This window comes from Amycolatopsis regifaucium, assembly GCF_001613935.1.
Lineage (GTDB): Bacteria > Actinomycetota > Actinomycetes > Mycobacteriales > Pseudonocardiaceae > Amycolatopsis > Amycolatopsis regifaucium.
Genome location: NZ_LQCI01000012.1, coordinates 314,812 through 327,602 on the forward strand (window position 1 = coordinate 314,812; position 12,791 = coordinate 327,602).

Here is a 12,791-nt window from a genome sequence, read left to right on the forward strand (position 1 = left end):
AGTAAAAAAGCAGATAAAAGCTTTGATGAACTAGTGCACTAGGGCTAGTGCATCGGCCGCAATGGGACGCGGGGCGAGTGAAGCGCACTATGGCAAGGAGCCGACCATGACCGATCCGCCCTACCTGCGGATCGCCGCCGAGATCCGGCGCCGGATCGTCACCGGCGAGCTGCGCGAGGGCCAGAAGATCCCGTCGACGCGGCAGATCATCGCCGAATGGGGGGTCGCGATGGCCACCGCGACAAAGGTGCTCGCCACGCTCAAACGCGACGGCCTGGTCATCGCCAAACCCGGCACCGGCACGGTCGTCGCGAGCCGTGCTCCGAAAGCCGCGCCGAGGACCGAAGCGGAGCTCTCACGCGAGCGAGTGGTCAGGGCCGCGATCCGGATCGCCGACGCCGAGGGCATCCGCGCGCTCTCCATGCGCCGCGTCGCGTCCGGCCTGGGTGTCGCGACGATGGCGCTTTATCGCCATGTCTCCGCGAAGGACGACCTGATCCTGGAGATGGCCGACGTCGCGCTCGGCGAAGTCCGTTTCCCGCCCGATCCGCCGTCCGGCTGGCGGGCGCAACTGGAACTGATGGCCAGGGCCCAATGGGCGTTGTTCCGCCGTCATCCTTGGCTCGCGCAGGCACTTTCGGTCACCCGTCCGCAGCCGCTGCCGAACCTGCTCCATCACGCCGACTGGGCCACCCGCGCGCTCGACGGCCACGGCCTGCCGTCGTCGACGATCATGTACGCGCACATCACGATCTTCAACCACGTCCGCGGCACGGCCCTCAATTTCGAGGCCGAAGCGGAGTCCGAATCCGGCACCGCGCGCACGGCCGACGACTGGCTCGCCGAGCACGAGCCGATCCTCTGGGACCTGGTCTCCGGCGGCCGGTTCCCCAACTTCACCAGCGTCGTCATGCGTGCCCCGTTCGACTTCGACCTCGACACGCTCTTCGAGTTCGGCCTTCAGCGTCTCCTCGACGGCTTCGCGGTTCTCCTCGCGAGGGCGGGTTAGCCTCACTCCATGTCCTTTCCCGGTCCCGCCGCTCGTTCCGACGTCCCGCCGTTCCATGTCATGGACGTCCTTTCGGCCGCGCAGGCACGGCAGCGCAGCCACGGCGACCTGGTCCCGCTGGTCGCGGGCCAGCCGTCCGCGCCCGCACCACAGCCGGTGCTTGAAGCCGCCCAGCGGGCACTGAAGGACCACACCCTCGGCTACACCGAACAACTCGGCATTCTCGAACTGCGCGAGGCCGTGGCGGCGCACTACCACCGCACCTACTCGGTCGACGTGAGCCCGCAGGACGTCATCATGACGACCGGCTCCTCCGGCGGGTTCCTGTTGTCGTTCCTGAGCGCCTTCGAGCCGGGTGACCGGGTCGCGATGGCGCGTCCCGGCTATCCGGCCTACCGCAACCTGCTGAAAGTGCTCGGCTGCGAGGTCGTCGAGTTCGCGACCGGACCCGAGACGAACTTCCAGCCGACGGTCGGCCTGCTCGACGAACTGGGTCCGATCAAGGGACTCATCGTGGCCAGTCCGAGCAATCCCACCGGCACCGTGCTTCCTCCGGGTGAACTCGCCGCGATCAGCGGCTGGTGCGCGTCACACGGCGTGCAGTTGATCAGCGACGAGATCTACCACGGGATCTCCTACGGCGCCGGGCTCGACTGCGCCTGGCAGTACGGGACGGAGGCACTCGTCCTCGGTTCGTTCTCGAAGTACTTCGCCATGACCGGCTGGCGGCTCGGCTGGATGCTCGCGCCCCAGCGGCTGCACCGCGCTATCGACGTCCTGACCGGCAACTTCACCATCTGCCCGCCCGCGGTCTCCCAGCACGCCGCAATCGCCGCGTTCACCCCGGAGGCGTACGCGGAGGCCGACGGCCACGTCGAGCGCTACCGAGCCAACCGTGACGCGCTCTTCGCCGGTCTCAAGGGCATCGGCATCGAGAAGCTCGCGCCGGCCGAAGGCGCCTTCTACGCCTACGCCGACGTCTCCGAGTACACGCACGACAGCCTCAGCTGGTGTCAGCGGATCCTCGCCGACACCGGCGTCGCGATCGCTCCCGGCATCGACTTCGACCCCGTCGACGGGGGCCGGTTCGTGCGGTTCTCGTTCGCGGGTTCGCGCGAGGACATCGACGAGGGCGTCCGCAGGCTCGGCGACTGGCTCACAAGTCAGCGCTCATAGGTCAGCGCTCATAGGTCAGGGGGAACCCCGAATTCTCCCTGAACGTTGGGCAGAACGAAGGCGCTCGCGAGTTCTGCCTGACAACCTGGACTCACCGGGCCCGCTTGGGCGAGGTGAGGCAATCGGAGGATGCCATGTTCTGGAAGATCGTCGGCGGGCTGATTCTGGCTTGGGTGGCCTTCATGGTGCTCGGGTCCGTGCTCGGTTTCCTGGTGAAGGCCGTCTTTTGGATCGCCGTCATCGGCGGTGCGGTCTTCCTCGGCACGGCCGCGTATGGCGCCATCAAGGGCAAGGGGACCCCGAAACAGCTCCGCCGTTAGGGTTTGCGCGCCACCCCGCCGAGCGACGTGAAGTTCACGGGCGAAAGCGGGGTGAAGCGCGGGCCGTCCGGCCACCACAGATGCGGGTACGTCAGCCCGGGGTCGACGAGGTCGAGCCCCTCGAAGAGCGACTCGATCTCCTCGCGCGTGCGGAAGAACGTGTCGAGTCCGGTGCCGGTGAAGCGCTTTTCGAGTGACGTCGCGACATCGGCCGCTTCCGAGCCGTCAGCCGGATTGTGCTGGTGCAGCACCACGACGAACGAGCCGGGGGCCAGCGCGTCGACATAGGCGCGGACGATCTTCCGCGCTTCGTCGATGTCGGCGATGTGGTGGATGATCGCGCACAGGATCAGCCCGATCGGACGGTCGAAATCCAGCCGGTGGGTACTGGCGAGTTCCTCGAGGAGCTCGGCCGGTTCCGTCAGGTCGTTACCCGCCATATGCGCGAAGTCGTTCGCCGCGAGTTGTGCGCGGCCGTGCGCCAATACCACCGGATCGTGGTCGACGTAGACGACCCGCGCCTCGGGGTTGTACCGCTGCGCGACCTGATGCGTGTTGTCCCCGGTCGGGAAGCCGGAACCGAGATCGAGGAACTGCTCGACGCGCTCCCGGTCGGTCAGGTAGCGCACGGTCCGCACCAGCCAGTGCCGGACCTCCTTGGCCATGACCTGCGCATCCGGGGCCAGCTCCAGGATCTGGCGCAGCACCACCCTGTCGGCCTCGTAGTTGTCCTGGCCGCCCAGAAGCGCGTCGAAAACTCGCGCGATGCTCGGCCGGTCGAAATCGACGGGCACGATCGGACGCCGGGCGACTGGACCTGGCATGGGCACCTACCGTGGAAATTCGGTTCGGGACGAAAGCCAGCTTAGGTCATCCGATTCACCGCGCGTAAGCGGATGAGCGACGAGGGTGAATTATTCCTCCGAAGAGCCGAAGGCGTATTTCACTGTTGTCACGCCGACCCAGCGTTCCGCCTTCATCCCCACCGCCCGCGCACCGTCCACATTGGACTGACGATCGTCGAAGAACAGGCAGTCGGCCGGCTCGGCGCCGAGTTCGCCGAGCAGGATCCGGTAGATTTTCGCGTCGGGCTTCATGCAGCCGACATCGCCGGAAAAGAGCGTCACCCGGAAGAGGCGCGCCCAGTCCTGCTCGCGTACCCAGCGTCCGAAGGTCGACGACGCGTTGGAGAGCAGTGCGAGCGCGGCACCCGCCTCGTGCAGGCCTTCCAGCAGTTCGAGCACCGCCGGTTCCACGTGCGACCAGCCGGTGACGTCGGTCCGGGTCAGCTCGTCGGAGAAAGCCCGGTCGACCTCGACGCCGAACGCGCGGCCAAGGCTTTGCCAGTACTCGAGGTCCGTGCCGCCGGAGTCGTACCGGATCCGCTCCGCCCAGTAATGCGGCTCGAATTCGGCCACTTCGACGCCGAAGGCCTTGGCCAGGGTCGGCAGCGCGTCGGTGTGCTCGCTGATGACGTCGCCGTAGTCGAAGACGATCCAGTTCACGGTCAGCTCCCGGTCCTGATGCGGTGAAGGGTTTCCTCGATGTCGGCGGCCGAGAGGTCCCGGTGCACCACGAACCGGACCCGGCCCGCCGTCGGCAGCACGCGGATCCCGAGCCCGTCCAGCAGCTTCAGGCGGCCTTGGAGATCGGGAGCGGCGGCCAGCACGATGTTGGTCTCGGGCTCGTTGACCTCCCAGCCGTGTTCGGCGAGCCCGGCCGCGAGCCGTGCCGCGTTCTCGTGCGTTTCGGCCAGTTCGTCGATGCGGTCCAGCGCGACCAGACAGGCCGCGGCCAGCACCCCGCTCTGCCGGACGCCGCCGCCGAGCATCTGGCGCATCCGCCGCGCCCGCTCGATGAACTCCGCGCTGCCCGCCAGCACCGAGCCGACCGGCGCGCCGAGCCCCTTGGAGAAGCAGGCCGAAACACTGTCGACGCCGACCGTGAGCGCGGCGGGCGGGACCCGCAGCGCGACCGCCGCGTGCCAGAGGCGGGCGCCGTCGAGGTGCACGGTGAGCCCGGCCTGCTTCGCCACCGCGAGCAGCTGGGCGTGCTCATCCGGCGGGGTGACCGCGCCGCCCGCCGAGTTGTGCGTGTTCTCCAGGCACAACAGCGTGGTGCGCAGCGAGTAGTACGGCCCGATGGGGGTGCCGATCGCGGCCGAGAGCGTGTCCGGCGTCGGCCGTCCGGGCCCGGCGTCGTGCTCCAGCGGATCCGCCATGCCACCCGCCAGCCAGGCGGCCGAGCCGAGCTCGTCGGTGATCACGTGCGAGCCGCGCGGCGCGAGGAAGCGGTCACCGCGCTGGAGATGGAGGCTCAGCGCGATCAGGTTCGCCATGGTCCCGCTCGGGGTCCAGAGCGCGGCGGGCATGCCGAGGAGTTTCGCGGCACGCTGTTCGAGGGCGGCGGTGGTCGGATCTCCGTCGAGGACGTTGTCGCCGACCTCGGCTTTCGCCATGGCCTCGCGCATGACGCTGTCCGGCCGGGTGACGGTGTCGGAGCGGAAATCGATCAACGAGTCGGGGCTCAAGGTCACGGTACGATCACATCACATCGTCCGGTCCGCCAGTAACCTCCTCCCGGCTGGTCCGCCACGCCCGCTCATGCAACCGTGGACGCCCCCGGTTCCGTCCTATCCACCGACGAGGCAAGAGCGGAGACAACAACCGCGTGAACCAGCGCGACGAACAAGAGTTCGCGGAGTACTTCGCCGCGAAGCGGGACTCCGTGCGCAGGACCGCGTACATGCTTTGCGGTGACTGGCATCGCGCGGACGATCTCGCGCAGACGGCGTTCGTCGCGCTGCACCGGAGGTGGAAGAAGATCAGGGAACGGGCGGCGACCGACGCCTATGTGCGGAAGACGCTGGTCAGGGCGGCCATCGACGAATCGAGGCGGCCGTGGCGGCGGGAGTGGCAGACCGAAGAGCTGCCCGAACCGCCGCAGGACGGTTTCGACCTCGGTGAACAGGTCGTCACCAGGGAAGACCTGCTGGCCGCGTTGCGAGAGGTGCCCCCGAAGCAGCGGGCCGTGCTGGTGCTCCGGTTCTTCGAGGGGCTGGACGTCGGTGCGGCGGCGAAGGCGCTCGGCTGCAGCGAAGGGAACGTGAAGAGCCAGACCGCGCGGGGGCTGGCGAACCTCAGGCAGGTCATGGAGAAGGAGGAGGTGGCACGGGATGGACGAGAATGAGCTGAAGGCGTTGTTCCGTGACGCCCCCGGTGACGCGCCGCCGCCGAGCTTCGACGCCGCCGACGTCGTCCGCGCCGCCGAACGCGCCACTGCACGGCGCCGCAACGGTATCGCGGTGGCCTGTAGTGCACTGGTTTTGGTCTTGGGCGGAGTGGGCATGTTCGGCGTGCTCGGCGACGTCGACTTCGGTTCGCCGACAGCGGTGAAGTCCGACAACGAGGCCGCTTCCGCCGGGCAACCCGAAGCGGCTTCCGCACGTCCTCTCGACGGGGAGGCCTCGAACTTCTCCAACCCGCCGCCTCAGCAGGGGGGCAGCGGGCCGGAGAAGACCGGCCAGATGTCGGCCGAAGGCACCTACGGGTGCGACCAGGTGGATCGGGAGCTCGCCACCGCCCTCGCTGGCGAGCTCCCGGTCCCCGTGGATGTCGCCAAGTCGACGCCCGGCGACATCTGTACGACGGGAGCCAGGTCCGCGGGGTTCCAGGTGCCGGGCGGCACGGTTTCCGCCGCGGTCTTCCCGGCGGGCGCGGCTCCGCCGACTTTGCCCGCCGGGGCGTCCGGTGCCGAGCGGACCACCGTCAAGGGATCGCTGGTGGTCGTGGTGAGCCTCGGCGACGGCTCGGGCGGGCCGGTGTTCGGAGAGGCGGACGTCGACCGGTTCGCCGGTGCGCTCGCCGCCCGCTACTGAGCACACCTGTACTGAAGAGGCCTGGCAAAATAGCCCGTCATGACTGCCGCAGCGACAACGCCGAAGGGTGAGCGACGGCGCGCCGAGCTCATCGAGGCCGCCGCGTCACTGCTGGCCGAGGGCGGCTTCGACGCCGTGCGGCATCGCGCGGTGGCCGAACGGGCGGGCTTGCCATTGGCCTCGACGACGTACTACTTCGATTCGCTCGAAGAACTCGTCACCGCCGCTGTCGAACACCACTCGAACCAGGAGCTGGCGACGGGGCGGAACCGGCTCGAAGAACTGGCGACCCGCAATCGCGGTGTCGAAGCCACTGTCGACCTGGTGCTGGACATGCTGCTTGGCCCGATCCGCCCGGATCGCGAGGCCGACGCGGAGGCCGTCCTCCTGCGCTACGAACGCCTGGTCGGCACCGGCCGCCGTCCGTATTTGCGGCCCCTGATGCGGACGCTGTCCGCGCAGCTGTACGAGCTGCTCCACGAGATCTTCGCGCGCTCCGGCACTCCGGTGGACAGCGCCGAACTGGAGCGGCTGGTCGCCCTTGTCGACGGCGCCGTCGTCAACGCCCTGATCGAGGTCGACCCGGAGCCTCGGTCCGCCGCCGCCCGCATGCTGCAAGCCGCCCTCGCCTAGCCCCGTCATGCGTTTCGTCCTCTGAATGCGGTAGTTGGCGATACGAACCACCGCATTCAGAGGACGAAACGCGGGGCGCGGGGTGGGGACGAGCGCGTTCAGAGGACTGAATGCGGCGGGTTAGGCTGGCCGCGTGACGGAAAAGCCCCGCATCCCCAACGTGCTCGCCGGCCGCTACGCCTCGCCTGAGCTGGTCGAACTGTGGTCCCCGGAACGCAAGGTCGTGCTGGAGCGCGAGCTCTGGCTCGCCGTGCTCCGGGCACAGGCCGACCTCGGCGTCGAGGTGCCCGACGGGGTCGTCGCCGACTACGAGCGCGTGCTGGAGCAGGTCGACCTCGACTCGATCGCCGCGCGCGAGCGGGTCACCCGTCACGACGTGAAGGCCCGGATCGAGGAGTTCAACGCGCTCGCCGGCCACGAGCACGTGCACAAGGGCATGACGTCGCGTGACCTCACCGAGAACGTCGAGCAGCTGCAGGTGCGGCGTTCGCTGGAGCTGATGCGCAGCCGGGTCGGCGCGGTGCTGGCCAGGCTCGCCGCGATCGCGGTGGAGCACGCCGACACCGTGATGGCAGGCCGTTCCCACAACGTCGCCGCGCAGGCGACGACGCTGGGCAAGCGCTTCGCCACCGCCGCCGACGAACTGCTCGTCGCGTTCGAGCGGCTCGATGACCTGATCGGCCGCTACCCGCTGCGCGGGATCAAGGGGCCGGTCGGCACCGCGCAGGACATGCTCGACCTGCTCGGTGACGAGTCCACTTTGGACGAACTGGAGTCGCGGGTCGCGGCCCACCTCGGCTTCGAGCGGGTGTTCACCAGCGTCGGCCAGGTGTACCCGCGGTCGCTCGACTTCGACGTGCTGTCCACGGTGGTCCAGCTCGCGGCCGCTCCGTCGAGCCTGGCGAAGACGATCCGCTTGATGGCGGGCCACGAACTGGTCACCGAAGGCTTCAAGCCGGGCCAGGTCGGCTCGTCGGCCATGCCGCACAAGATGAACACGCGGTCCTGCGAGCGGGTCAACGGACTCGCCGTCGTGCTGCGCGGCTACCTCTCGATGATCGGTGAGCTCGCCGGAGACCAGTGGAACGAGGGCGACGTCTCCGATTCCGTCGTCCGCCGGGTCGCGCTGCCGGACGCGTTCTTCGCGCTCGACGGTCTGCTGGAGACCTTCCTCACGGTGCTGGCCGAGTTCGGCGCCTTTTCGGCGGTCATTTCCCGTGAGCTCGATCGCTATCTGCCGTTCCTCGCGACCACCAAGGTGCTCATGGCCTCGATCCGCGCGGGGGTGGGGCGGGAAACCGCGCACGAGGCGATCAAGGAGAACGCCGTCGGCGTCGCGCTCGCCATGCGGGAGCAGGGGCTCGCGGAAAACGACCTCCTCGACCGCCTCGCCGCCGACGAGCGCATCCCGCTCGACCGCGGTGAGCTGGACAAACTGCTCGCCGACCGGATCTCGTTCACCGGTGTCGCCCCGCGTCAGGTGGCCGCGATCGCGTCGCGCGTCGAGGACGTCCTCAAGCGCTTCCCGGAGGCCGCCGTCTACTCGCCAGCCCCGATTCTCTGACGTGACCAAGGCCTCCGGTGACCAAGGTCTCTTGATCCCTTGAAGTCGCGCGTTTTAGGCCGCCAGGCCCCGGGATCACGATGGCAGGGCGCCCCTGACGCTTTCGTGACCTGCAAGTCCAACGATGGGCGCCCTGGCAGCGTGATCCCGGCCGCGCGATATCAAATACTGAGACGAAGTTACTCGAACGGGCGAATTCCCTAATCTCGATCGCTGAACCCGGAGCGCCAGGCCGCCCATCCTGAGGCCTGGCGTGCTTGTATCGCGCCTTGCGCGCCGAACCCACGGAAGAAGCGATGAGATCCACGCTGTCGAAATTCGTCGCCGTCGTCACGGCGGGTGCGGTCACCCTCGCCCTCGCCGCCTGCGGTTCCGGTGACACCGCCACCGGTGGCCAGAAGCTGCGCGTCGGCACCCTGACCGACGCGCCGCCGTCCATCTACCTGGAGAACGGCACCTTCACCGGTTACGACAACGAGCTGCTCCGTGACATCGCGAAGCGCGAGGGCTTCGAGGTCGAGTTCGTCGGCACCGAATTCGCCGGTCTGCTGGCCGCCGTCGCCACCAACAAGTTCGACATCGGCAGCTCCACGATCTCCACCACCGAGGCCCGCAAGAAGACCGTCGCGTTCAGCAACGGCTACAGCACCGGGTTCACCACGATCCTCACCAAGAAGGGCGCGGCTCTCAAGGACGTCGCCGCGTTCGCAGGCAAGCGGCTCGGCGTCGTGCAGGCGTCGGTGCAGGACGATTTCGCCAGCGGCAAGGTCCCTGGCGCCAACGTCGTGCGCTTCCCCGACTACAACGCCGGTTTCGCGCAGCTGAAGGCGGGCAGCCTCGACGGCTGGGTCGTGCCGAAGGACATCGGCCAGAAGTACATCGACCAGAACCCGGGCGTGCCGCTGGAGCTCGGCTACACCGTCGAAACCAAGGACACGCCGTCCGCGTTCGCCGTCCGCAAGGACAACAAGGAACTGCTGAAGAAGCTCAACGACGGTCTCGCGAAGGCCGTCGCCGACGGCACCGTCGCCCGGCTGCACGCTCAGTTCTTCAAGACCGAGCCGCTGCCGAAGGAACTCGAGCAGGGTGGCCCCGGCCTGCCTGTGCAGAACCAGGGGGTCTGAACACCATGAAGAAAACTTTGATCGCGACACTCGCCGCCGGACTGCTCGCGGTCCTCACCGCCTGCGGTGGCGGTGAGGCCGTCACCGAAAAGACCTTGCGTGTCGGGACGCTGAGCGACGCCCCGCCGAACATCTATGTCGAGAACGGCAACTTCACCGGCTTCGACAACGAGCTGCTGAAGGCCATCGCCGCCAAACAGAACCTGAAGCTGGAGTTCGTTTCGACGGACTTCTCCTCGCTGCTGGGCCAGGTCGCGAACAACCAGTTCGACATCGGCAGTTCGGCCATCGCGCAGACCGACGAGCGCAAGAAGAACGTCGACTTCTCCAGCCCGTACAACTTCGAAGTGATGAGCATCCAGACCAAGGACGGCTCGCCGATCACCGAAGAGAAGGCCTTGTCGGGCAAGCGGGTCGCGGTGATCCAGGCGACCGTCGGCGACAAGTGGCTGACCTCGACCGTGCCGGACGCGCAGGCCGTGCGCTTCCCCGGGTACGCCCCGGCGCTGGCCGCGCTCAAGAGCGGCGCCGTCGACGCCTACGTCCTCGACCAGGCGATCGCCGAGACCAACGTCAAGGACAGCACCGACGTGAAGCTCAAGGTCGTCAAGTCCTTCACCACCGACGTCCCGCACGGCTTCGCGGTGAAGAAGGGCAACACCGAACTGCAGACGAAGATCAACGAGGGCCTGAAGCAGGTCATCGCCGACGGGACCTGGGTGAAACTGCACGAGCGGTTCCTGCCGACGGCGCCGGTCCCCGATCAGTTCAAGGCGTGAGGATCACGATGAAGAAGTCACTCGCCGCTGTCGTCAGCGCAGCCCTCATGGCGGTGCTGGCGGCGTGCGGCGGCGGTGAAAGCGCGAGCGGTGACACGCTGCGCGTCGGCACGCTCAGCGACTCGAAACCCAACGCCTATCAGGAAAACGGCGTGTTCACCGGGTTCGACAACGAGTTGCTGAAGGCCATCGCCGCGCATCAGAACCTGAAACTCGAGTTCGTCTCCACGGAGTTCTCGGCCCTGCTGAGCCAGGTCGCCAACGGTAAGTTCGACATCGGCAGTTCCGGGATCTCCCAGACCGACGAACGCCGCAAAACGGTCGACTTCTCGGCGCCGTACAACTACCAGTCGCTCGGCATCGAAACCCGCGAGGGTGTCGACATCACCGACGAGAACACCTTGGCCGGTAAGCGAATCGGCGTCGTCCAGGGCACGGTGTCCGACAGCTGGCTGTCGGCGAACGCGCCCGCCGCGCAGGCCGTCCGGTTCCCGCAGGACGCCGCCGCCCTCGCCGCGCTCAAGACGGGCGCGATCGACGGCGCGGTGTTCGACCAGGCGACCGCCGAGGACTACACGGCGAAGAACCCGGACGCGAAACTCAAGATGGTCAAGGCGATCACCACGACCATTCCGCACGGTTTCGCGGTCAAGAAAGGCAACACCGAACTGGCAGGCAAGATCAACGCCGGGCTCAAGGCGGTCATCGCCGACGGGACCTGGGAAAAGGTGCACCAGCGGTTCGAACCGAACGCGCCGGTGCCCGCGGAGTTCAAGGCCGGGCAGAAGTAAGTGAACGACTTCCTCAACACCTTCCTGAACTGGGACTACATTTGGGAGGTCTTCCCGGATCTGCTCAAGACCGGGCTGCTGAACACGCTGATCATGTCGGTGTTCGCGGCGATCATCGGCACCGTGCTCGGCATGCTGCTGGCCACCATGGGCCTGTCCAGCAAGGTGTGGCTACGCTGGCCGGCCAGGGTGTACACCGACATCTTCCGCGGCCTGCCCGCGATCCTCACCATCCTGGTGATCGGACAGGGCGGCGGGATCCTCTTCCCGTCGATGGCCAGGAACACCTATCCGCTGGGCATTTTGGCGCTCAGCCTGATCGCGGCCGCCTACATCGGCGAGATCTTCCGCGCCGGGATCCAGAGTGTCGAAAAAGGACAGATGGAGGCCAGCCGCGCGCTGGGCATGAGCTATACCAAGGCGATGACGCTCGTCGTCATCCCCCAGGGGGTGCGCCGGGTGCTGCCCGCGCTGGTGAACCAGTTCATCGCGCTGATCAAGGACTCCAGCCTGGTGTACTTCCTCGGTTTCCTCGCCGAGCAGCGTGACCTGTTCCGGATCGGGCAGGACCTCGCGGCCAACACCGGGAACCTGTCGCCGCTGGTCGCGGCCGGTTTCTTCTACCTGCTGATCACCGTGCCGTTGACCCACTTGGTCAACTACATCGACAAGAAGCTGCGCACCGGCAAGAAGGTCCGGGTCGACGACGACGGCGACGAGCCGGAACTCCTGACCAGCGGAAAGGTGCCGATGTCATGACGATCCCCGCCGACGTGCGCTCTTCGAGCGTCGAACTCCGCGACATCCACGTCTCCTTCGGCACCCTCGAGGTACTGAAAGGCGTGAACCTCAAGGTCGAGAAGGGCCGCACGACCTGCATCGTCGGCCCGTCCGGTTCCGGCAAGTCGACGCTGTTGCGCTGTGTGAACCGCCTGCAGGAGCCGGACTCCGGTGACCTGCTGCTCGGCGGCGAGAGCGTCATCTCCACCGACCCGGACGCGTTGCGCCAGCGGGTCGGGATGGTGTTCCAGCACTTCAACCTGTTCGGGCACCGCAGTGTGCTGGACAACATCACGCTGCCGCTGCGCAGTGTGCGGAAGCTCGGCAAGGCGGAAGCGGCCGAGATCGCGCACGCCCGCCTCGCCGAAGTCGGCCTCGCCGACAAGGCGCCGTACCGGCCGAGTGCGCTTTCGGGCGGCCAGCAGCAGCGGGTCGCGATCGCGCGGGCGCTCGCGATGGAGCCCGAGGTCATGCTGTTCGACGAGGCGACCAGCGCGCTCGACCCGGAGCTGGTCAAGGGCGTCCTCGACCTCATGGCGGGGCTGGCCGAGCGCGGGCTGACCCTGCTCGTGGTCACCCACGAGATGGGCTTCGCGCGCAGCGTCGCCGACGAGGTCGCGTTCATGGACGCCGGGAAGATCGTCGAACATGACGCTCCGGATGCGATCTTCGACTCTCCGCGCAGCGAACGGTTGCAGCGGTTCCTGTCACAGGTGCTTTGACGACGGCGACTCGTTA

Annotated in this window: 15 protein-coding genes; 12 read left to right on the forward strand and 3 right to left on the reverse strand. The window is 67.7% G+C overall.

Features of this window, described 5'->3' with window-relative positions; all coding sequences use genetic code 11:
- The first annotated feature begins 106 nt into the window (after positions 1-106).
- From AVL48_RS15975 to AVL48_RS15985, 3 genes are all read left to right on the forward strand, one after another.
- Positions 107-1,009, forward strand: coding sequence for a TetR/AcrR family transcriptional regulator C-terminal domain-containing protein (locus AVL48_RS15975; protein ID WP_061982006.1), 903 nt, complete (start codon positions 107-109; stop codon positions 1,007-1,009).
- A 9-nt stretch (positions 1,010-1,018) separates the two neighbouring features.
- Positions 1,019-2,185: a pyridoxal phosphate-dependent aminotransferase gene (locus AVL48_RS15980; protein WP_061981872.1), complete on the forward strand. Its 1,167-nt coding sequence runs from the start codon at positions 1,019-1,021 to the stop codon at positions 2,183-2,185.
- Positions 2,186-2,319: 134 nt separating this feature from the next.
- A complete protein-coding gene (locus AVL48_RS15985; protein WP_007032516.1) occupies positions 2,320-2,505 on the forward strand; it encodes a hypothetical protein in 186 nt (61 codons plus the stop codon).
- Here AVL48_RS15985 and AVL48_RS15990 read toward each other — a convergent pair.
- The 3 genes from AVL48_RS15990 to AVL48_RS16000 all read right to left on the reverse strand — a co-directional run bounded on the left by AVL48_RS15990 (position 2,502) and on the right by AVL48_RS16000 (position 5,041).
- Positions 2,502-3,329, reverse strand: a complete 828-nt coding sequence (locus tag AVL48_RS15990) for an SAM-dependent methyltransferase (protein WP_061981873.1) — start codon at positions 3,327-3,329, stop codon at positions 2,502-2,504. The two genes, AVL48_RS15985 and AVL48_RS15990, sit on opposite strands and share 4 nt — an antisense overlap.
- 90 nt (positions 3,330-3,419) lie before the next feature.
- Positions 3,420-4,010, reverse strand: coding sequence for an HAD family hydrolase (locus AVL48_RS15995; RefSeq protein ID WP_061981874.1), 591 nt, complete (start codon positions 4,008-4,010; stop codon positions 3,420-3,422).
- 2 nt (positions 4,011-4,012) lie between these two features.
- Positions 4,013-5,041: a threonine aldolase family protein gene (locus AVL48_RS16000; protein ID WP_061981875.1), complete on the reverse strand. Its 1,029-nt coding sequence runs from the start codon at positions 5,039-5,041 to the stop codon at positions 4,013-4,015.
- 134 nt (positions 5,042-5,175) lie between these two features.
- On the opposite strand from AVL48_RS16000, the gene AVL48_RS16005 reads away from it, so the two are divergent.
- The 9 genes from AVL48_RS16005 (at position 5,176) to AVL48_RS16045 (ending at position 12,775) form a co-directional block, all read left to right on the forward strand.
- Positions 5,176-5,694, forward strand: coding sequence for a SigE family RNA polymerase sigma factor (locus AVL48_RS16005; RefSeq protein WP_005152531.1), 519 nt, complete (start codon positions 5,176-5,178; stop codon positions 5,692-5,694).
- On the forward strand, positions 5,681-6,382 hold the full coding sequence (locus tag AVL48_RS16010; protein ID WP_061981876.1) for a hypothetical protein: 702 nt from the start codon (positions 5,681-5,683) through the stop codon (positions 6,380-6,382). The genes AVL48_RS16005 and AVL48_RS16010 overlap by 14 nt, the downstream gene beginning before the upstream one ends.
- A gap of 39 nt (positions 6,383-6,421) precedes the next feature.
- Positions 6,422-7,015 (forward strand): TetR/AcrR family transcriptional regulator, encoded by a 594-nt coding sequence (locus tag AVL48_RS16015; protein ID WP_061981877.1) that lies wholly within the window; start codon positions 6,422-6,424, stop codon positions 7,013-7,015.
- 133 nt (positions 7,016-7,148) lie between these two features.
- Positions 7,149-8,579 (forward strand): adenylosuccinate lyase, encoded by a 1,431-nt coding sequence (purB, locus tag AVL48_RS16020; RefSeq protein ID WP_061981878.1) that lies wholly within the window; start codon positions 7,149-7,151, stop codon positions 8,577-8,579.
- 296 nt (positions 8,580-8,875) lie between these two features.
- Positions 8,876-9,703 carry a substrate-binding periplasmic protein gene (locus AVL48_RS16025; protein ID WP_082857652.1) on the forward strand — a complete coding sequence of 276 codons (828 nt, stop codon included), beginning with the start codon at positions 8,876-8,878 and terminating at the stop codon, positions 9,701-9,703.
- Between the two features lie 5 nt (positions 9,704-9,708).
- Complete coding sequence (locus tag AVL48_RS16030) at positions 9,709-10,482, forward strand: ABC transporter substrate-binding protein (RefSeq protein WP_061981879.1); 774 nt, start codon at positions 9,709-9,711, stop codon at positions 10,480-10,482.
- A gap of 8 nt (positions 10,483-10,490) precedes the next feature.
- Positions 10,491-11,273, forward strand: a complete 783-nt coding sequence (locus AVL48_RS16035) for an ABC transporter substrate-binding protein (RefSeq protein ID WP_061982008.1) — start codon at positions 10,491-10,493, stop codon at positions 11,271-11,273.
- Positions 11,274-12,032 carry an amino acid ABC transporter permease gene (locus AVL48_RS16040; RefSeq protein ID WP_061981880.1) on the forward strand — a complete coding sequence of 253 codons (759 nt, stop codon included), beginning with the start codon at positions 11,274-11,276 and terminating at the stop codon, positions 12,030-12,032.
- On the forward strand, positions 12,029-12,775 hold the full coding sequence (locus AVL48_RS16045) for an amino acid ABC transporter ATP-binding protein (protein ID WP_061981881.1): 747 nt from the start codon (positions 12,029-12,031) through the stop codon (positions 12,773-12,775). Before AVL48_RS16040 ends, AVL48_RS16045 begins: the two co-directional genes overlap by 4 nt.
- The last annotated feature ends 16 nt before the right edge of the window (positions 12,776-12,791 follow it).